Origin of the sequence: Minwuia sp. (assembly GCF_048007105.1) — a bacterium.
Classification (GTDB): Bacteria; Pseudomonadota; Alphaproteobacteria; order Minwuiales; family Minwuiaceae; genus Minwuia.
This window is the reverse complement of the sequence record NZ_CP180352.1, coordinates 197,526-216,139: the sequence shown is the minus strand read 5'-3', so window position 1 is coordinate 216,139 and position 18,614 is coordinate 197,526. Positions and strand designations below refer to the sequence as shown.

General features: G+C 67.2%; 18 protein-coding genes. 9 read left to right on the top strand and 9 right to left on the bottom strand.

The window, feature by feature from the left end; translation table 11 throughout:
• Window positions 1-3: 3 nt before the first annotated feature.
• Both ACMVY4_RS01035 and ACMVY4_RS01030 read left to right on the top strand, forming a co-directional pair.
• Window positions 4-228: a type II toxin-antitoxin system CcdA family antitoxin gene (locus ACMVY4_RS01035; protein WP_416898355.1), complete on the top strand. Its 225-nt coding sequence runs from the start codon at window positions 4-6 to the stop codon at window positions 226-228.
• Window positions 138-527 carry a CcdB family protein gene (locus ACMVY4_RS01030; protein ID WP_416898354.1) on the top strand — a complete coding sequence of 130 codons (390 nt, stop codon included), beginning with the start codon at window positions 138-140 and terminating at the stop codon, window positions 525-527. The genes ACMVY4_RS01035 and ACMVY4_RS01030 overlap by 91 nt, the downstream gene beginning before the upstream one ends.
• 12 nt (window positions 528-539) lie before the next feature.
• On the opposite strand, the gene sppA is transcribed toward ACMVY4_RS01030, so the two are convergent.
• The 3 genes from sppA to fabI form a co-directional block, all read right to left on the bottom strand.
• Window positions 540-3,389 (bottom strand): signal peptide peptidase SppA, encoded by a 2,850-nt coding sequence (gene sppA, locus ACMVY4_RS01025; protein WP_416898353.1) that lies wholly within the window; start codon window positions 3,387-3,389, stop codon window positions 540-542.
• A gap of 71 nt (window positions 3,390-3,460) precedes the next feature.
• Window positions 3,461-4,549 (bottom strand): chorismate synthase, encoded by a 1,089-nt coding sequence (gene aroC, locus ACMVY4_RS01020; RefSeq protein WP_416898352.1) that lies wholly within the window; start codon window positions 4,547-4,549, stop codon window positions 3,461-3,463.
• 15 nt (window positions 4,550-4,564) lie between these two features.
• Window positions 4,565-5,377 carry an enoyl-ACP reductase FabI gene (gene fabI, locus ACMVY4_RS01015; RefSeq protein WP_416898351.1) on the bottom strand — a complete coding sequence of 271 codons (813 nt, stop codon included), beginning with the start codon at window positions 5,375-5,377 and terminating at the stop codon, window positions 4,565-4,567.
• A 150-nt stretch (window positions 5,378-5,527) separates the two neighbouring features.
• Here fabI and ACMVY4_RS01010 point away from each other — a divergent pair, with 150 nt between their 5' ends.
• Complete coding sequence (locus ACMVY4_RS01010; protein WP_416898350.1) at window positions 5,528-6,886, top strand: YihY family inner membrane protein; 1,359 nt, start codon at window positions 5,528-5,530, stop codon at window positions 6,884-6,886.
• On the opposite strand, the gene ACMVY4_RS01005 is transcribed toward ACMVY4_RS01010, so the two are convergent.
• Genes ACMVY4_RS01005 through ACMVY4_RS00985 form a run of 5 tightly spaced genes read right to left on the bottom strand, consistent with a single transcriptional unit; the run spans window position 6,842 to window position 10,668 of the window.
• On the bottom strand, window positions 6,842-7,249 hold the full coding sequence (locus ACMVY4_RS01005) for an AEC family transporter (RefSeq protein WP_416900384.1): 408 nt from the start codon (window positions 7,247-7,249) through the stop codon (window positions 6,842-6,844). The two genes, ACMVY4_RS01010 and ACMVY4_RS01005, sit on opposite strands and share 45 nt — an antisense overlap.
• Window positions 7,186-7,725 (bottom strand): AEC family transporter, encoded by a 540-nt coding sequence (locus ACMVY4_RS01000; RefSeq protein WP_416900391.1) that lies wholly within the window; start codon window positions 7,723-7,725, stop codon window positions 7,186-7,188. The genes ACMVY4_RS01005 and ACMVY4_RS01000 overlap by 64 nt, the downstream gene beginning before the upstream one ends.
• A gap of 10 nt (window positions 7,726-7,735) precedes the next feature.
• Entirely contained in the window at window positions 7,736-9,007 is a 1,272-nt protein-coding gene (locus tag ACMVY4_RS00995; protein WP_416898349.1) for an HlyC/CorC family transporter, read from the bottom strand.
• Window positions 9,008-9,010: 3 nt separating this feature from the next.
• Window positions 9,011-10,117 carry a 3-dehydroquinate synthase gene (gene aroB, locus ACMVY4_RS00990; RefSeq protein ID WP_416898348.1) on the bottom strand — a complete coding sequence of 369 codons (1,107 nt, stop codon included), beginning with the start codon at window positions 10,115-10,117 and terminating at the stop codon, window positions 9,011-9,013.
• A complete protein-coding gene (locus ACMVY4_RS00985) occupies window positions 10,114-10,668 on the bottom strand; it encodes a shikimate kinase (protein WP_416898347.1) in 555 nt (184 codons plus the stop codon). The genes aroB and ACMVY4_RS00985 overlap by 4 nt, the downstream gene beginning before the upstream one ends.
• A gap of 187 nt (window positions 10,669-10,855) precedes the next feature.
• On the opposite strand from ACMVY4_RS00985, the gene ACMVY4_RS00980 reads away from it, so the two are divergent.
• From ACMVY4_RS00980 to ACMVY4_RS00955, 6 genes are all read left to right on the top strand, one after another.
• Window positions 10,856-10,996: a hypothetical protein gene (locus ACMVY4_RS00980; protein WP_416898346.1), complete on the top strand. Its 141-nt coding sequence runs from the start codon at window positions 10,856-10,858 to the stop codon at window positions 10,994-10,996.
• On the top strand, window positions 10,977-12,653 hold the full coding sequence (locus tag ACMVY4_RS00975) for a hypothetical protein (RefSeq protein ID WP_416898345.1): 1,677 nt from the start codon (window positions 10,977-10,979) through the stop codon (window positions 12,651-12,653). Before ACMVY4_RS00980 ends, ACMVY4_RS00975 begins: the two co-directional genes overlap by 20 nt.
• Entirely contained in the window at window positions 12,646-13,578 is a 933-nt protein-coding gene (locus ACMVY4_RS00970; protein WP_416898344.1) for a site-specific tyrosine recombinase XerD, read from the top strand. The genes ACMVY4_RS00975 and ACMVY4_RS00970 overlap by 8 nt, the downstream gene beginning before the upstream one ends.
• Before the next feature lie 44 nt (window positions 13,579-13,622).
• On the top strand, window positions 13,623-14,600 hold the full coding sequence (locus ACMVY4_RS00965; protein ID WP_416898343.1) for an HpcH/HpaI aldolase/citrate lyase family protein: 978 nt from the start codon (window positions 13,623-13,625) through the stop codon (window positions 14,598-14,600).
• A gap of 19 nt (window positions 14,601-14,619) precedes the next feature.
• Window positions 14,620-15,027, top strand: coding sequence for a hypothetical protein (locus ACMVY4_RS00960; protein WP_416898342.1), 408 nt, complete (start codon window positions 14,620-14,622; stop codon window positions 15,025-15,027).
• Window positions 15,028-15,240: 213 nt separating this feature from the next.
• Window positions 15,241-17,373, top strand: a complete 2,133-nt coding sequence (locus tag ACMVY4_RS00955) for a DVUA0089 family protein (RefSeq protein WP_416898341.1) — start codon at window positions 15,241-15,243, stop codon at window positions 17,371-17,373.
• Between the two features lie 116 nt (window positions 17,374-17,489).
• Here ACMVY4_RS00955 and ACMVY4_RS00950 read toward each other — a convergent pair whose 3' ends face one another.
• Entirely contained in the window at window positions 17,490-18,539 is a 1,050-nt protein-coding gene (locus ACMVY4_RS00950; protein WP_416898340.1) for a zinc ABC transporter substrate-binding protein, read from the bottom strand.
• Window positions 18,540-18,614: the final 75 nt, after the last annotated feature.

Genomic DNA, 18,614 nt, shown 5'->3' with positions numbered 1-18,614 from the left:
AGCATGCCCGACGACAAGCGGCGCGGTGTCGATCCCGATCTGGATCCCGATCTGATCCGGGAGGCGCGCGCCGCCGGCGTTCGCGTCATCGGCCGGTCCGCGGACGAGATCCGCGCCGCGATCCCGCTTGCCCGTCAATGGCGGGAGGAGAATGCGGCGGCGATCGACTCCTGGAACGACTGGGTCGAGAAGAACGGACTGCCACTGGAAAAGCACCGCCCGTTCTGATGCGGCAATACGCTGTCTACCGGCTGTCCGGAAGTCCATGGCCTGTTCTCGTTCTTCAATCCGACCATATTCGGCGCATGGACACGGTCGTGGTTGCGCCATTGATCGCAAGTTCGGAGCAGGTGTTTCCCGTCGGCCGTCTCCATCCGCGATTCGTTGTCGGAGCTCGGGAGTTCGTCCTCGCGGTCCAGATGCTATCACCTGTCCGCAAATCGGAACTCGGCGAAGAGATCGCGGATCTGACAGATCATTTTGCCGACATCTCGAACGCGCTCGACATGCTGTTTCACGGGTTCTGAACGGGTCGTGGATCAGGCCGCGTCGGCGTTCCGGGCGGCGACCAGCTTGCCGGAGGTCATCTTCAGCCGTTCGGTGAGGATCAGCGACAGGTTGAACAGCACCCGGCAGGCGACCTCGGGCATCTTCGCCATGGAGGCTTTCATCGTGTCCTGGGTCACGACCAGCACCTCGGTTGGCTCCCGTGCGATGACGTCGGCGGCGCGGGGTTCCTGGTTCAGGTAGGCCATCTCGCCGAAGATGCCGCCCTTGCCGAAACGCGAGAGCACGAGCCCGTTGTCGGAAACCTCGACCGAGCCGCGCAGGATGACGAACATCTCGTTGCCGATATCGCCCTTGTTGACGATGTGCTCGCCCGCATCGCAGTTGATCACGGTCGCCAGCTTCAGGAAGCGCATGGCGTCCTTGTGGTCCAGCGCGAACAGCAGCGGGATGCTGTGGTGCGGGGTCTGGTCGAGACGCCGTGTGAGGAAGCTCCACAGCGCCTCCTCATCCATCGCCGCGGGCTGAACGGCGTCACAGGCATCGGCGAAGGTGCGGCGGAACCAGTTGACCCGTTCGGAATCCGGCTGCGCGTTGCCGCGAACCCGATGGAAGGGTGAACTCACCCGTGCCAGATGCTCGACATCGCCGGTCGGCAGCACCATCGGCACGCGGAAGCCGAAGTCAGCATCCTGGAAATTGGAAGCGTAGCGTCGGTAGCCCAGCCGTTCGAACACGGCCACCTCGCCGGTGCCGGCATTGGTGAAGTCGAAGGCGCTGCCCTTGGCGCAGGCGATCTTGTAGGCCGCCGTCATCAGCAGGCTGGCGGCCTTCGCGTCGACCAGCTTCGTGTCGACCACCAGATAGTCGGTGAGCGAGACCGTCAGATCCGGCAACTCGAAGAAGGGATCGAGGCCGTAGCGTTCGCGGATATAGGCAGGCAGCTTCGACAGCGGGGCGACGATGACGCGCAGCGCGGCGGCGATCTTGCCGCCGGACTTCAGATAGACCGCCATGCCGACCTTGTCGGCGGGGTCCGTGAGTGTGCCTGCCGCGGCGTCGGCGCTGGCGAAGCTTCGCTGGCCACCGGACGCGAGCACGCGATAGCGGAAGCGGTAGATCTCCTCCCGCTCCTCGGGGCTGTTCGCGATCAGGACTTCGAGATTCGGGGCACTGGACATGCCGCAAGGGTAGGCGGCAGGGCTGAAGATCGGGTTAAGGCCCGAATCCGGCGGCGCGGCTCCTAGTCGAGGCGGAACGCGGGCATCCGGGCGCGAATCCCGCGCTGCGCCTCGAGGCGTTCGATGGCCCTGCCCAGCGGGTCCGACCAGCCCAGCAGCGTCTCGGCCTGCAGCACGCCGAAATCGGCGGCATGCAGCAGGCGCTGCGCGGTCGAGAGTTCTCGGGTATTCGACGACTGACAACCTGTCGGCCGATGGTTCGTCCAGCAGCAGCGCCAGTTCCGCGAGCGCCGCATCGATGCCGCCGGTCCGGTCGACGAGACCGAGACCGAGCGCCTGGCGGCCGGTCCAGATCCGGCCCTGCGCCGCCGCTTCCACCTGCGCCGCGGTCAGCTTGCGGTTCTCGGCCACGGCCCCCGTGAAGGCGTCGTAGATCGCGTCGATCCGGCGTGCGAGAAGGGCGCGCTGTTCCTCGCTGTAGCCCGTGAGCGGCGAGTTGATGGTCGCATTGCGGCCGCTCTGCACTGTCTCGATGCGGATGCCGTTGTCGGCCAGCAGCTCCTCGACGACCACCTTGCCGCCGATGACGCCGATCGACCCGGTGATGGTCGAGGGGTGGGCCACGATGCGGTCCGCGGTCATGGCGATCATGTAGCCGCCCGAGCCGGCGACCGATCCCATGGAGACGACCACGGGCTTCTCGATGGCAGCGATGGTCTGGGCGATGGCGTCGGAGGGCGCATAGCCGCCGCCGGGGCTGTCGACCCGCAGCAGGATGGCGTCGATCTCGTCATCCTCGGCGGCAAAGCGCAGCGTTTCGACAAGCGAGACCGCGGCGATCCGGCCGGTCTCGAGCGGACTGGCGTAGCCGTCGCCGATCTCGCCGCTGGCGGCGATCAGCGCCACCCGCCGGCCGCCGGCGTCGGCCCTGTCCAGCGCCACGGGCAGGTATTCGGCGGCGCTCACATGGGCCATGTCGAGCAGTTCGGTGAGCACCGCCCGGTGGGCCAGCCGGTCGATCAGTCCCAGCTCCAGCGCGATTTCGGGAGACCAGAAGGCCTTCTGCAACGCGGCCTCGAGCGCCTCGGGCGATCCGAGCGCCGGGCGGAGATCGACGATCTCCTCCAGCGCGGCGCGGCGGACATCGTCGACGAACTGTGTCAGCGCCACGCGCAGCTCGGGCGACATCTCCTCTTCCGCGATGACGTCGGCGGCGGACTTGAAGCGCTTGCGGCGCTCCAGTTGCGGTTCGATGCCCAGATCTTCGGCCAGCTCGCCGGCGTAGGGCATCTGCATCGCCACGCCGCCGACCGAGAAATCACCCGCGGCCGGCATCCAGATCTCGTCGAAGGCCGCCGCGAGCCGGTACCGGCTCAGGTCCCAGTTTGTCGAGAAGGCGTAGGACGCCTTGCCCGCGGCCCGCCAGACCCGCATGGCCTGGGCCAGTTGCTCGGCATGGGCATGGGGAATCTCGGCTGCCGACAGATCGATCATCAGGGCCTGGATGCGTTCGTCGCCCGCGGCGCGCCGGATCACTTCGCTCATCCGATAGAGCGACAGGCCCTTGCCGCGGACCAGGCTGAGCAAACGTCCGCTCGCCGGCTTTTCCTCCAGCCGCTCCTCGAAGCTGAGGTCCAGCGCCGCCGTCGACGGCACGTCGGGATCGCGGTCCCAGGGCGCGGCGAAGATCAGCAGAAGCACCAGGGCGATGAAGCCGAAACCGACCAGCAGCGCGAAGTACTTCAGCGCGAACCAGATGATGCGCAGGGCTCTCAGAATGGTGTCCGGTCCTCGTGTCTCACCGCGCGGGCGCGCAGCAGGTGATCGGCCAGGACGCAGGCCATCATGGCCTCCCCGACCGGCACCGCACGGATACCGACGCAGGGATCGTGGCGCCCCTTGGTGACGATTTCGGTATCGTTGCCATGGCGGTCAACCGTGGCGCGTGGCTGCAGAATGGACGAGGTGGGCTTGACCGCGAAGCGGCAGACGATGTTCTGCCCGGTCGTGATGCCGCCCAGAATGCCGCCGGCATGGTTCGACAGGAACTCGGGGCCGTCCGCGCCCATGCGCATCTCGTCGGCATTGGCCTCGCCGGTCAGAGCGGCGGCGTTGAAGCCCTCGCCGATCTCGACGCCCTTGACCGCATTGATGGTCATCATCGCCTGGGCCAGGTCAGAATCCAGCTTGCCATAGATCGGCGCACCCAGACCCGCGGGCACGCCTTCGGCGACAACCTCGATGACCGCGCCGACGGAACTGCCCTTCTTGCGGATGCCGTCGAGATAATCTTCCCAGCGGCTGGCCGTCTGCGGATCGGGACACCAGAAGGGGTTGCGGTCGACCACGTCCCAGTCCCAGGCGGCGCGGTCGATGGCGATCTCGCCGACCTGAACCAGCGCGCCGCGGATTCTGATGCCGTCGCCGAGAATCCCGCGCGCCACGGCGCCCGCGGCCACCCGGCTGGCGGTCTCCCGCGCCGACGATCGCCCGCCGCCGCGATAGTCGCGGATGCCGTATTTCTTCTCGTAGACATAGTCGGCGTGGCCGGGCCGGAACTTGTCCTTGATGTCGGAATAGTCCTTCGAGCGCTGATCGACGTTCTCGATCATCAGCTGGATCGGCGTGCCGGTCGTCTTCCCCTCGAACACGCCCGACATGATCCGGACCTGATCCGGTTCCTTGCGCTGGGTGGTGAACCGGCTCTGGCCGGGTTTGCGGCGGTCCAGGAAGGTCTGGATCGCGGCTTCGTCGAGCGGGATCAGCGACGGGCAGCCGTCCACCGTGCAGCCGATGGCGGGGCCGTGACTCTCGCCCCAGGTCGTGACCCGAAACAGATGACCGAAACTGTTGTGCGACACGGCCCGTGAACCGGTCTAGATCGCGCCGATGTCCGGTGCGTCGGCCGCCTTCATGCCGATCACGTGGTAGCCGGAATCGACATGCAGCACCTCGCCGGTAACACCCTCGCCGAGATCGCTGAGCAGATAGAGTGCGGAATTGCCGACCTGCTGGATGGTCACGTTCCGGCGCAGCGGCGAGTTCAACTCGTTCCACTTCAGGATGTAGCGGAAATCGCCGATCCCGGAGGCGGCCAGCGTCTTGATCGGGCCGGCGGACAGCGCGTTGACGCGAATCCCCTTCTGACCGAGATCGACGGCCAGATAGCGCACGCTCGCTTCCAGCGCGGCCTTGGCGACGCCCATGACGTTGTAGTGCGGCATCACCCGCTCGGCGCCGTAGTAGGTCAGGGTCAGCAGGCTGCCGCCGTCGCTCATCAGCGGTTCGGCCAGCTTCGACAGGGCCGTGAAGGAGAAGCAGGAGATGTTCATCGAGTGGCGGAAATTGTCGACCGTGGTGTCGACATAGCGGCCCTTCAGTTGCTCCTTGTCGGCATAGGCGATGGCATGAACCAGGAAGTCGAGCTTGCCCCAGCGGCTGCCGACCTCGTCGAACACCGCCTTCATGGAATCGTGGTCGGTCACGTCGCACGGCAGGATGATGTCGCTGCCGATGGACTCCGCCAGCGGCACCACACGCTTCTTCAGCGCGTCGCCCTGGAAGGTGAAGCCCAGTTCGGCGCCGGCGTCGGAAGCGGCCTTCGCGATGCCCCAGGCGATCGACCGGTCATTGGCGACGCCCATGATCAGGCCCTTCTTGCCGGCCATCAGCCCGCTCGTGTCACTCATGCGTACTCCCCCGGTTGGACGCTGCGTCCGGACCGTTTCGTCCTATATTGCAGAACTAACGCTTTGCCAAAGGCGTATGGACTGCGCAAGTCTCGTACCCGCGCCCGGCGCTTTTGCAGGAGGTTATAAGCGGTGGACCGTGAAAAGGCCATGCGATTGGCCCGCGCGAGGCTGCGCGATCTGGCGTCGCTCGGCCGCTTCGTGGGCAAGAGTTTCGTCGAGCATCGTCTGACGGAGGTCGCCGCGTCGCTGACCTTCACCTCGCTGCTGGCGCTGGTGCCGCTGATGACGATCAGCTTCCTGATCATCTCGGCCGTGCCGCAGTTCAGCGCCATGGAAGGCGAGCTGGAAAGTTTCATCTTCGGCAATTTCGTGCCCCATGCCGGGGAGACCCTGCGCGAGTATCTCGGCACCTTCCGAGGCAATGCGGGGCAACTCTCGGCCATCGGCACGATCTTCCTCGGCGTCACGTCCGTCATGCTGCTGCTGACCATCGAACGGGCGCTGAACCGGATCTTCCTGGTCAGGCGGCAGCGGCCGATCGCCATGCGCCTGCTGGCGTTCTGGGCCCTGCTGACCCTCGGTCCTGTGCTGTTCCTGGTCAGCATCTCCATCACCAGCACCGTCTTCGCCATGGCTCAGACCGGCGGGCAGGAAATCAGCGCCGCGCTCAAATTCGTGGGGCGGGTGGTGCCCTTCCTGCTCGGGCTGGCCGGCTACTGCGTGCTCTACACGGTGATGCCCTACCGCCGCGTGCGCCTGCAGGACGCGCTGATCGGCGCCGGCATCGCAGCCTTCCTGTTCGAGGCGCTGAAGTCGCTCTTCGGGCTCTACATCACGATGTTCCCGACCTACCAGGCGATCTATGGCGCCATTTCGGTGCTGCCGATCCTGCTGCTCTGGATCTACCTCTCCTGGATCATCACCCTGGGCGGGGCCGGCATCGTTGCGGCGCTGCCGGAATGGCGCGGCAATGCGGGCGTCATGGTGACCCGGGCACCGCGCGCGGGCCGGCTGGCGCTGGCCATCGAAGCGCTGAGACTGCTGAAGCAGGCGCATCCGAAGGGCGAGGACGTGCGTCCCACGGCACTGATGCACCGTATCAAGGCATCCCCTTCGGTTCTGGAAGACATCATGGCGCTGCTGGAGGACGCCGGCTTCGTCAAGGAAACCCGCCGCCACCGCTGGGTGATCGCGCGGGAGACCCGGGACCTCACGCTCTACGACCTGATGCTGGCGCTCAACCTGCAGATCCGGCAGCCGCTGATCCGCGGCGGGCCGGTGCCGGGGCTGGAGGACGTCATCGACAATGCCATCGATTCCGAGCGGCACATCTTCGGCGTCAAGCTGGACGAGGTGCTGAACAACACCGGCGGCGCGACGCCGGTCGTGCCGGAAAGCGCGGCGGTGGCCGATGCCGTCGGGTCGGCACGCCGCTTGCCGGGCGCCATCGCCGCCGTCGGTTCAGAGCCGGCCGAGCGCGACGAGAAGCAGAAGCGGCAGGCTTAGGAACGACACCGCGGTCGAGATGAGCACCGAACCGGCGACGGCGCCGGGACGCTGTTCGTAGGTCGCCGCGAACAGGTAGTTGAAGACAGCGACCGGCATCGCCGACTGGATGATGACCACGCCGCGGGCCGCACCTTCCAACCCCAGCAGTTCTGCCACGGCCAGCCCGACCCCGACGCCGCCGAACAGTCTCAGCGCCGCAACGATGGCTCCTTCGCGCAGGCTGCGGGCTTCCAGCGAAGCCAGTGAAACCCCGAGTGCAATCAGCATCAGCGGGATGGCGATGCCGCCCAGCACGTTCAGCGTGTTCCCGATCCACCCGGGCAACTCGATCCCGGCAACCAGCAGCAGGCCGCCGGCAATGCTCGCATGAATGACGGGTGTGCGTGCGATCGCCCTGAGCGAGAGCGGCCGGACACGGTCGCGATGCCGATGGTGAAGTGATAGCCGGCGATGACCGCGAAGGCGGCGATGGCCAGCGACAGGCCTTCCTGTCCGAAGGCGAACAGGCAGAGCGGCAAACCCATATTGCCCGCATTCGCCATCATCACCGGGGTCAGGAAGGCGCGGGCCGACATGCCGAGGGCCTTCAGCACCAGCAGGCCGACACCCGCGAATCCGGCGAGCGTCAACGCGGTCGCGCCCAGCATCTCGACGAAGGCGCCGGGCGTCACCTCCAGTTGCGCCAGGGTCGACAGGATCAGCGCCGGCGTGCCGACATTGGTCGCGATGGCGGTCACCGTCGCGGTATCGAAGGGCAGCTTCAGCCGTCCCCATGCCAGCCCGATCCCGGCGATCAGGAAGACGGGCGCGATGATCGCGAACAGTTCGGCGGTCATGCGCCGATGGCTATTTCTGCGGTTCCGGCGGCGTGATCTTCAGCCGGTTGATCCGGTTCCGCCGCCGCTCCAGCACCTCGAAAGTGAAGCTGTGGAAGCGGAAGATCTGTCCCGGATCGGGCAGGGTCTGGGCCTCGTAGACGACCAGGCCGGCAACGGTCGCGGCTTCCTCGTCCGGCAGGTGCCAGTCGAAGCGCCGGTTCAGGTCGCGGATCGTGACCGACCCCTCGACCTCGAAGGAGCCGTCCGGCAGCGCCTTGATGCCCGGCGTCGCCGTGTCGAACTCGTCGGAGATGTCGCCGACGATTTCCTCCAGGATGTCCTCGAGCGTGACGATGCCCTGCAGGTCGCCATACTCGTCGATGACCAGCGCGAAATGGGCCTGGCGGCGGCGGAAGGCGTTGAGCTGTTCGCGCAAGGTCGTCGTCTCCGGCACGAACCAGGGCTCGCGGGCGACCTCCTCGACGTCGATGCGGGCCGCATCGCCGCCGTTTCGGGCCAGTTCGCGGGCCAGATCCTTGGCGTGCAGGATGCCGATCACCTCCTCGCGTTCGCCGCGGAAAAGCGGGATGCGGGTGTGGCTGCTGGCGAGCGCGCTGGCGACGATCTGCTCGGGCGGATCGTCGGCATTCAGCATGACCACACGGCGGCGGTGCTGCATCACCTCGGACAGGTCGACATCGTCCAGTTCCAGGATCGAGCCGAGCATGTCCTTCGCGGTCTTGCGCACGGTCCCGTCGCGGGCATGCAGCTCGATCGTGCCCTTCAGTTCGTCCTCGACCGAGATGTCGTTGGCCGGCGTGTCGTAGGCGCCGAAGATCTTCAGCGTCGTGCGGACGACGGCCTGGATGGCGTTCACCGCAGGCGACAGCACCGGAACCAGAAAGCCGATGATCGGCGCGACGGCCAGCGCCATACGGTCGGGATTGCGGATGGCGAAAGTCTTGGGCAGCACCTCGGCGAAGATCAGCACCAGCAGCGTCATCACCAGGGTGGCGATGGCGACGGCGGCGTCGCCGACCAGGGCGATCAGCACCGTCGTAGCCAGCGAGGACGCCAGGATGTTGACCAGGTTGTTGCCGAGCAGGATCGAGCCGATCAGCCGCTCCTGTTGCTCGACCAGCTGGCTGACTTTCGCCGCCCGCTTGTTGCCGAGCCGCTCCAGATGATGCATCCGGGCCCGCGATGCCGCGGTCAGTGCGGTCTCGGAGCCGGAGAAGAACGCCGACAGCACGAGCAGAAGCAGAATCGCGCCGAGGGAGATGATGAGGGTCCATTCCATGGGTCAGGCAGCCTTGCCGGATAGATAGTCGAGTACGTCGGCGGCGGCGATGTCCCGGGTAACGAACGCTTCCCCGATCCGCCGCGCCATTATGAAGGTGAGCCGGCCGTCGCGGACTTTCTTGTCCTGGGCCATGTGATCCAGCAGCCGCTCCGCCGGGACGCCGGCGAGACCGCGGTCGGCGGGTACGGTCGGCAGGCCGACGGCGCGGAAATGCCGCCGGACGCGCTCCGCATCCTGTCCGGGGCAGAGGCCCAGCCGGACGGACATCTCGAAGGCCTGCATCATGCCGATGGCGACGGCTTCGCCATGCAACAGCGAACCGTCATAGCCGGCCTCCGCCTCCAGCGCATGGCCGAAGGTGTGGCCGAGATTGAGCAGTGCCCGGACGCCGTTCTCATGCTCGTCGGCGGCAACGATCCGGGCCTTGGCCTCGCAGCTTCGCGCCACCGCCTCGATGCGCGCCGCGCGGTCGCCGTCGATCACGGCCCGGCCATTGGCCTCCAGCCACTCGAAGAAGGGCTGGTCGCCCAGCAGGCCGTACTTGACCACCTCGGCATAGCCGGCCAGCACCTCGCGCGGCGGCAGCGTGTCCAGCGCGGCGACGTCGGCCAGCACCAGCCGGGGCTGATGGAAGGCGCCGATCAGGTTCTTGCCCTGGGGCACGTTGATCGCCGTCTTGCCGCCGACCGAGCTGTCCACCTGGGACAGCAGCGTGGTCGGCACCTGGATGAAATCGACGCCCCGGCGCAGGACGGATGCGGCGAAGCCCGCGAGGTCGCCGATCACCCCGCCGCCCAGCGCCACCACCATGTCGTCACGCCCGACCTTCGCGTCGATCAGCGCGCCGGTGAGCCTCTCCAGTTGGACGAAGCTCTTCGTCGCTTCGCCGGGCGGCAGGACGATCTCCGAACACTGGATATTCGCGGTGGCGCACCCGCTCCGGAACAGTTCCAGATGCTTGGCCGCGACGTTCTCGTCGGTCACGACGGCCACGCGGGGCCGCGTCAGCACCGTCCGCATGTGCCTGCCGGCCGCCGCCAGCAGATCGGCGCCGATGAGGATGTCGTAGCTGCGCTCGCCCAGCCCGACACGAACCGTCCGGTTCATTTGTCCGTCACTCCCAGGACTTCCATGATCCGGTCGACGACCTGATCGTGCGAATCGACGCCGCTCTCCACGGTGTAGTCCGCCTCGGCGTAGACCGGATAACGTGCGTCCATCAGTTGTTGCAGTGTCGTTGCCGCGTCGCCGCCCTTCAGCAGCGGACGGTCTGTGCGCTTGGCGCATCGGCGGACCAGCGTGTCCAGATCCGCCTTCAGCCAGACCGACAGGGCGTGGCCGCGGATCAGCGCGCGCGTGGCCTCGTTCATGAAGGCGCCGCCGCCGGTGGCGATCACGATGCCGCTGTCGGCCATCAGCCGGGAGATCACTCGGCGCTCGCCGTCGCGGAAATGCTGCTCGCCATAGGTTTCGAAAATCTCGGGTATGGTCATGCCCGCGGCGCGTTCGATCTCGTCGTCGGCGTCCACGAACCGCCGGCCGAGGCGCTGCGCCAGCCGACGTCCAACGGTGCTCTTGCCCGCCCCCATCAGTCCGACCAGCACGATCGACCGTTCCGGATCAGCGTCCCGGCTGTTCTGCGCGGCTTGAACCGGCATGACCGGTACCGTTTCCTCCACTCTATTGGCGCCGCTGCAATTGCGGCGCGCGGCCGGCGTCGATATGCTGACGGCCTGGCAAACAACAAAAACTGGTCCTTACGCCCGGCCCGGTAGCCGGTCGGCGAACAGCCAAGGGCCATAACGTCTAGACCGATGACGGCCCAAGGGAAACATCTAGCACAAAATGCGTCGCATACTCCTCGTCATGATCGCCATCATCGTCCTGCTGGTCGCCGGTGGCGTCGCCTTCGTCGCCGTGACGGACATCCCCGCTCCGACACATGAAGTCCGCAAGGTCCTGCCGGATGAAAATTTCGAGAAATAGCCGCCTCGCGGCGGCCCTGGCGGCGCTGCTGTGCGCCCTGCCGGTAGTGGCGGGCGCACAGAATCAGGGACCGCGCATTCTCCGGCCCCAGGTGCAGGAGCCGCAACCCGAGCAGCCGCGCCGCTTCGGCGACATCGAGGTCAACCGCCTCGAGGCGCCCGGCCGGGTCGCTGCGGGCGTTCTGACCGAACGCGACGGCGGCCTGCCTGCGAGCCTCTGGTCGGGATCCGACCGGGAGACGGTGGCGCTGCTTCTCCAGCGGATGCCCGGCCACTACCGGTCCGCAGCTGCGCGCGATCTGGCCCGCCGTCTGTTGCTGTCGACCGGCGAGATTGCGCCGGGCGCCGTCGATGACAACGTCCTTCTTGCCGCCCGCATGGACGCGCTGGTCCGGCTTGGCGACGCCGAGGGTGCGATCGCGCTGGCCGAAGCGGCCGGTGGCGGCATCGATTCGCAGGCGGTGGCCGAGCCGCTCGCCCGGGCCCTGTTCGCCCAGAACGAGACCGAACGCGCCTGCGACACTGTGCAGGGGCAGATCGTCCAGGGCGCTCGGGGGTTCTGGCAGCGGGCCTCTGTCTTCTGCGACCTGCTGTCAGGTCAGCGGGAATCGGCGGAGGTGATGCGGGCCGTGCTGGCGGAGACCGGGCAGAGCGATGACGCGTTCGCCCGGCTGGCCGATGCGCTGACCGACAAGCGTCCGCTGACATTCACCGCCTCGCCCGAGACCGGCGTGCTGCACGCCGCCATGCTGTCGGCGCTGGAATCCGCGGTCCTGAAGAACGCCGAACAGCTGCCGCCGCATGTCGCCCGCATGCTGGCCACGGCGCCGGGGATCGACGCCGACGGCCGCATCGCCGCCGGCGTCCGCGCTGCGCGGCAGGCCGGTCTGTCACCTTCCGTGGTGATGTTCCTGTTCGGCGGAAAGGCCGGCCCGGCCGGCGGCGAGTTCCGCGACCCGGTCGTCGCCGCCATGTCCGCGGACAGCACGGTGACGCGCGCCGAGGCGCTGCGGACGCTTTGGGCCCGGGCGTCGGAATCGGGCGACCACCAGCTTGCCGCCGCCTTCGCATCCGGACTTCTCAGGCAGCTCGAGCCGCAATCCGGCACCACCTTCCTCGCGCCCGAAGCCTTCCGCATGCACCTGCTGCTGGACGACGAACGCGGTGCGCGAAGCTGGCTGACGGCCATGAACCGGGCTGCCGCGGCCGGCGATCCGGAACTGCGCGCCGCAGCCGCCGCAACCGCACCGCTCGCACAGATCGCAGGCTTCGAGGCCGTCGACGATGCGGCACTGGAAGCCATGGCGGCCGCGGCGGCCGAGCCGGCGGACCGGCAGCGGGCGCTTCTCGCCCTCATGCTTCTGGACGCACTGGGTACGCCGGCCGGCCCAGATGTCTGGCGGAACCTGCTCGCCGCGCCTGTTCCCTCCGAAACACCGGCGCGCGATCCGGCGCTCTGGCGGCAACTGGTCATGGCTTCGGGCGGCGGACAGCTGGGCGAAGGCGTGCAGGCGGCGCTGGCGCTGACCGGAACGGACGGCCCGGCCGGGCTGGATGTCTCAACGGTTTCCACCGTCGTCGGCGCGCTGCGCCGGATGGGACTGGAGGACGCCGCCCGCCGTCTGGCGGTCGAAGCCTTCATCGGCAACGGTGGCTGAGCAGGGACCGACCGGCAGCGGGTCAGACGCCCGACTGATCGCGCTCTTTCTCGACATGATGACCGCCGAGCGGAACGCGGCGGCGAACACCGTTGCCGCGTATCGCCGCGACCTGCAGGACGCCGCCGGCTGGCTGGCCGGCAAGGGCACCGGCCTCGGGGACGCGGACAGCGACAAGCTCCGCGCCTGGCTCGCGTCGCTGTCGCGCGACGGGCTCGCCGCATCGACCCAGGCGCGCAAGCTTTCAGCCGTGCGCCGCTTCTATCGCTTCCTGTTCAACGAGCGCCTGCGTGCAGACGATCCGGCGGCTGCGCTCGACGCGCCGAAACGGGGACGGCCCCTGCCGAAGGTGCTGGGCATCGACGAGATCGGCGCGTTGCTCGACGCGGCGCGCGAGGATGGCAGCGCGCGCGGCCTGAGAATGCTCTGCCTGATCGAGATGCTCTACGCCGCCGGGCTCCGCGTCAGCGAACTGCTGACCCTGCCGTTTCCGCCGGTGCGCGGGGATCAGCGGTTTCTGATGGTCCGCGGCAAGGGGGGCAGGGAGCGCCTGGCCCCGCTCAGTCCCGAGGCGCTGGCGGCGATGGAGGACTATCTGGCCGTTCGCGGCCGATTCCTGACGAAAGGGGCGCCGTCGCCGCATCTGTTTCCGTCGCGCGGGAAGGCAGGATATCTGACACGCCAGCATTTCGCGCTCGAGCTGAAGAAGCTCGCCGTGGCCGCCGGTATCCCGCCCGGACGGGTCTCGCCGCACGTGCTGCGGCACGCCTTCGCCACCCATCTGCTGGCCGGCGGCGCCGATCTGCGCGCGCTGCAGAAGCTGCTGGGCCATGCCGACATCGCAACGACGCAGATCTACACCCACGTCCAGGACGAGACGCTGACGCGGCTGGTGGAGGACGTGCACCCGCTTGCCCGCCGGTGAGCCAGCGGCTATAGCCGGATCAACTGAATGACAGGGGGAATGCCATGAGCTTCAAGATCGTCGAACAGACCACGCCGCGCCTCAACCGTTGCGAACTGGCCGTACCCGGCTCGTCGCCGAAGATGTTCGAGAAGGCGGCGAAGTCCGACGCCGACGTCATCTTTCTGGATCTCGAAGACGCCGTGGCGCCCGACGACAAGCCGCAGGCCCGCAAGAACATCATCGAGGCGCTGAACGACATCGACTGGGGCAACAAGACCATGTCGCTCCGGATCAACGGCCTCGACACCCACTACATGTACCGCGATGTTGTTGACGTGATGGAGCAGGGCGGCGAGCGGCTGGATCTGATCATGATCCCGAAGGCCGGCACCGCTTCCGACATCTACGCCCTCGACATGCTGGTCACCCAGATCGAGACCGCCGTCGGCCGCAAGAAGCGCATCGGCTTCGAGATGATCATCGAGACCGCGCTGGGCATGGCCAATGTCGACGAGATCGCGGCCGCCAGCCCGCGCAACGAGTCGCTGCATTTCGGCGTTGCCGACTACGCCGCCTCGACCAAGGCCCGCACGACCGTGATCGGCGGCCCGAATCCGGATTACGGCGTGCTGACCGATCCGGCCGAGGACGGCAGCCGCGACTATCACTGGGGCGACATGTGGCACTACGCCGTGGCCCGCATGGTCGTCGCCGCCCGCGCCAACGGCCTGCGGCCGATCGACGGTCCGTTCGGCGATTTCTCCGATCCGGACGGCTACAAGGCGCAGGCGCGTCGGTCGGCGATTCTCGGCTGCGAAGGCAAGTGGGCCATCCATCCGAGCCAGATTGGCGGCGCCAACGAGGTCTTCACGCCCTCCGAGAAGGAAGTGAACAAGGCGAAGCGCATCCTGGAGGCCATGGAGCAGGCCCAGAAGGAAGGCCGCGGCGCGGTCGCCCTGGATGGCCGCCTGATCGACATCGCCTCGATCAAGCAGGCCGAGGCGCTGGTGAAGCAGGCCGAACTGATCGCCGGCGGCTGAGCCCGACAGAGCGCCGCGCATGTTCCTGTTCGCGGACATCTTCCGGATGATCCGCGACATCACCCGCCAGGCCGGCTGGGTGGGACCGTGGGGCGCGGCGCTCAACATCCCGCAGTTCGTGGGCGCCGCGATCTTTTTCGACCAGCCGGCCGGATGGATCGTTGCGGCCACCAATCTGCTGGCCCTGATGGTGGCCGGGCAGATCCACAGGCGAAACCCCTTCAGCCGGCTCACCAGCATCGTTCACCTCCCCTGGCTGGCACTCTGCCCGTATCTGAGCGCGGCGCTGGCCAGTGCGGAAAGCTGGCAGGCCTTCCACTGGTGGATTGCCTATACCGCCGCGACGATGACTGCCAGCCTGGCGATGGATGCCTACAATCTCCGTCTCTATCTGCGCGACCGGGGCTCGTCCTTCGCAGGCGGCTGACGACGTTTCCCTCAGGAATGACCGCGTCACGCGCAACCCGGCCGCGCCTGTTCTACCGGAAGGCGTTCCGGATCCCCAAACCTCCATGTTCGTTGCGTTTTTCGTCCTGAATCGGGGCGTGGGAATGTTTCATTTACCTCGACTGTGATAAACAGATGTCGGGGTCGATGTTCGGCGGTTCCTCTGGGATTGCCGACAGAGAGGGCGTGAAAGATGAGCCGGAGTATTGATTTCCGAAGTGCCGAGTCCGGCGCTTCCGTTGAGTCGTTCGACCAGATCGTCGATGCGTCGGGACAGTCCGCCGTGGTGGTCAACCGCGGTGCGTTCATTCTGACCGCTGACTATGCCCGTTCGGGCCCCGACCTCGTACTCACCGGCGTCGACGGCGCGAAGGTGCTGCTGACCGGCTTCTTCGACAGCGAGACGCCCCCCGACATCTACACCCTTGGCGGCGCGCAGGTGTCCGGCCATGTGGCGTCCCTGCTGGCGGGTGCGGCCGCGGACGGCCTCGCACAGGCCGGCGGTTCGCTCGGCGAGGCCGTGGGCGCGGTCGAATCCATCGAGGGCACGGTCTTCGCGACCCGGACCGACGGCAGCCGCGTGCAGCTGAACGCCGGCGATCCTGTCTATCAGGACGACGTCATCGAAACCTCGGGCGACGGCAATCTGGGCCTGCGTTTCGCCGATGGCACCACCTTCGCCATAGGCGAGAGCGCGCGCATGGTGATCGACGACTTCGTCTACGATCCCTCGGCCAATACCGGCAATGCGGTCGTCAACGTGCTGCAGGGCTCGTTCTCCTTCGTCTCCGGCGCGGTGGCGAAGACCGGCGACGACGCGCTGACCGTCTCGACCCCCGTGCTGACCATCGGCATCCGCGGCACCTACGTCACCGGACAGGGCGGTCAGGAAGGGGAGACCACCGAAGTGGTCAACCTCCCCGACGATCAGGGCAATGTCGGCTCCATCTTCGCCTTCAACCAGGCGGGCGGCGTGCTGTTGAACGACGCCTATGAGGGCACGGAAACCAACAGCCAGTTCACTGCGCCCGGCGCGCCGCGGATCTACGATCCGCAGGAAGTGAACCAGAAGTTCCAGAACGCGCTGGATTTCCTGCCGCCGACCCCGGAAGTGCGCCGCGGCGAAGCCCAGCAGGACGTTGAGACCCAGCGCCGCGACGGGGCGAACGACGGCGACGGCGATGGCGGCGGCGATGCCGAGGATGGCGCCGAGGATGAGGGTGGCGAGGGAGCCGAGGGCGAAGGTGAAGAAGGCGATGGCGGCGAGGCCGGGGACGCTGATGCCGGGGATGGCGAACCTGCTGCGGAGACAGCCCCGGCCCAGACGACGCAGACCACCCAGCCGCAGACCCAGCAGCCTGCGCAGGGCGGCAACCAGCAGGTCGCCAATCTGGTCAATCAGGCGCAGCAGCAGACCCAGCAGCAACAGCAGCAGTCCCAGCAGGCACAGCAGCAACAGCAACAGACGCAGCAGCAGACCCAGCAGCAACAGCAGGAAAACGAGCAGCAACAGCAACAGAACACGGGCGGCAACACGGGCGGTCAGGACGGCGAGGTCTCGGTCGGCTCGCCCGGCACGCCCGCAGTCGCAACCGGCACCATTCTGGCGAGCGGGGCGGGTTCGATCGCCTATTTCTTCTTCACGCTGAGCCAGACGACCAGCATCACCATGACGACAGACGGGCCGACCATCGACCCGCAGATCTTCCTGTTCAACGACGATGGCAGTCTGGACAATGCGGACTTCCTCGCAACCGATGATGATGACGGTCCGGCCGCGGGTGCCTTCAGCAACTCCCAGATCAATACGGGTGACGAGATCGGCAATCTGCCGGCCGGCAATTATGTGCTGGCCGTCAGCGACTTTTCGCTCAGCCAGCAGGAAAGCGTCGATGGCGCCAACGTCAACGACAGGACAGGTGATGTCAGCGTCATCTTCGAAGTGGGCTCGGGAACGGTGACGGTGACCAGGGTCGCGCAGCTTCCCGACGGCACCAGCCCGGTCCAGGTGGCGGCAGGCGAGGCGCCGCCGGCCACGCCTGCCGGCGAGGCCGAGGATCCGCGAGGCGGCGAGGCCGTCGAGGCCGGGTCGCCCGAGGCGCTGCTGGCGGCGGCGACTGGCGTCGCCGTGGACCTGAGCGGCGTCGTCTCCGACGCGCCCCGGATCGAACTCGTCGAAGGTTCCGCGGAGCCGTCCTCGTCCGCGATCATCGGCGAGGCACCGGCCAACCCGGATTCGTCCGACGGCGCAGGCTATTCGCTGTCATCTGCGGCTTCCGGCGGCAGCGCCATTCCGGTCGACGATTCCGGACAGCTGGCGGCCTGATCAGCCGCCGCGGTGGGACAAAAAGAGCGGGCCCCGTCCCGGGGGGATCGGTGCCCGTTCGAGTTTAGGACCCGGTTCGGGATCGGGTCCCTGATGAAACTTGGACGGGTCCGCCGTCAGCCGGCGAGACAGTCGCGGAGGGCCTTGGCGGCGGCCCGCATCATGGCGGCATAGTGGCCGGGGCCGGGCGGGATGTCTGATCCCAACGGATCGGCGACACCGACCCTTGCGCCGGTATCCGAAGCCAGTTGGTTGACGATGCGGTTGTCGTACTGCGGCTCGCTGAACAGGCAGGCGACGTTGCCGCCGGTGATCTTCGATTTCAGCTCGCTGAGACGGCGCGCGCCCGGCGCGACATCCGGGGTGATGGTGATGGAGCCGGCGGCGCTCAGGTGGAACTGGCGCTCAAAATGCTGCCAGGCATCATGGAAGACGATGAACCCGCGTCCCTCGACCGGTTCCAGCATCTCGTGCAGTTCTTCTCCAAGCGCCTTCAGTTCCTGTGTCAGCCGCTCCGCATTGGCCTGATAGCGGGCCGCGTTCTGCGGGTCGATTTCCGACAGATGCTCCGCGACCTCGGCGGCGATGACTGCGGCGTTTCCGGTCTCCAGCCAGATATGCGCTTCGACATGTTCCGGCGCTTCGCCCTTGTGGCCGTGATCGTCATGATCCTTGTGCGCGGGTTCCTTATGGCCGTGATCATGATCCTTGTGGCCATGTTCTTTGTGCCCGTGGTCGTCATGATCCTTGTCGGCGTGTTCCTTGTGCCCGTGTTCGCCATGGCCATGATCGTGGTCGTGCGCCTCGAACTCGCCACCTTCCCGCAGCGGGAGCAGGTTCATGCCGTGCGCCTTCATTATCGTCAGGACTTCGGCATTGCCGGACAGGGTCTCGAGCGGCCGTTCCAGAAAGGTCTCGATGGCCGGACCGACCCATACGACCAGGTCCGCACCGTTCAGGGCCGCCGCATCGGACGGCTTCATGGCATAGCTGTGGGGCGACGTGCCCGGCTTGAGCAGAAGGTGGGGCTCGCCAACCCCGGCCATGACGGAGGCCACGATCGAGTGCACGGGCTGGATCGAGGCGACCACCTTTGGCGTCTCGGATTTCGCTGCCGTGAATGACAGCGACAGTGCGGCGCCCGCAAGCAGGATGGTCCGGAACATCGCGATCTCCCTTCCGTTACTCTATAACACGTTATGTTATTACATTTCATTTTCCGAAGGCCGGCGCAACCGTTT

Coding starts and splice junctions, on each gene's coding strand:
- ACMVY4_RS01035 (WP_416898355.1), top strand. CDS start 4: ATGCCCGACGACAAGCGGCGCGGTGTCGATCCCGATCTGGATCCCGAT.
- ACMVY4_RS01030 (WP_416898354.1), top strand. CDS start 138: ATGGCGGGAGGAGAATGCGGCGGCGATCGACTCCTGGAACGACTGGGT.
- fabI (WP_416898351.1), bottom strand. CDS start 5,377: ATGAGTGACACGAGCGGGCTGATGGCCGGCAAGAAGGGCCTGATCATG.
- ACMVY4_RS01010 (WP_416898350.1), top strand. CDS start 5,528: ATGCGATTGGCCCGCGCGAGGCTGCGCGATCTGGCGTCGCTCGGCCGC.
- ACMVY4_RS01000 (WP_416900391.1), bottom strand. CDS start 7,725: ATGACCGCCGAACTGTTCGCGATCATCGCGCCCGTCTTCCTGATCGCC.
- ACMVY4_RS00995 (WP_416898349.1), bottom strand. CDS start 9,007: ATGGAATGGACCCTCATCATCTCCCTCGGCGCGATTCTGCTTCTGCTC.
- aroB (WP_416898348.1), bottom strand. CDS start 10,117: ATGAACCGGACGGTTCGTGTCGGGCTGGGCGAGCGCAGCTACGACATC.
- ACMVY4_RS00985 (WP_416898347.1), bottom strand. CDS start 10,668: ATGCCGGTTCAAGCCGCGCAGAACAGCCGGGACGCTGATCCGGAACGG.
- ACMVY4_RS00980 (WP_416898346.1), top strand. CDS start 10,856: ATGCGTCGCATACTCCTCGTCATGATCGCCATCATCGTCCTGCTGGTC.
- ACMVY4_RS00975 (WP_416898345.1), top strand. CDS start 10,977: ATGAAAATTTCGAGAAATAGCCGCCTCGCGGCGGCCCTGGCGGCGCTG.
- ACMVY4_RS00965 (WP_416898343.1), top strand. CDS start 13,623: ATGAGCTTCAAGATCGTCGAACAGACCACGCCGCGCCTCAACCGTTGC.
- ACMVY4_RS00960 (WP_416898342.1), top strand. CDS start 14,620: ATGTTCCTGTTCGCGGACATCTTCCGGATGATCCGCGACATCACCCGC.
- ACMVY4_RS00955 (WP_416898341.1), top strand. CDS start 15,241: ATGAGCCGGAGTATTGATTTCCGAAGTGCCGAGTCCGGCGCTTCCGTT.
- ACMVY4_RS00950 (WP_416898340.1), bottom strand. CDS start 18,539: ATGTTCCGGACCATCCTGCTTGCGGGCGCCGCACTGTCGCTGTCATTC.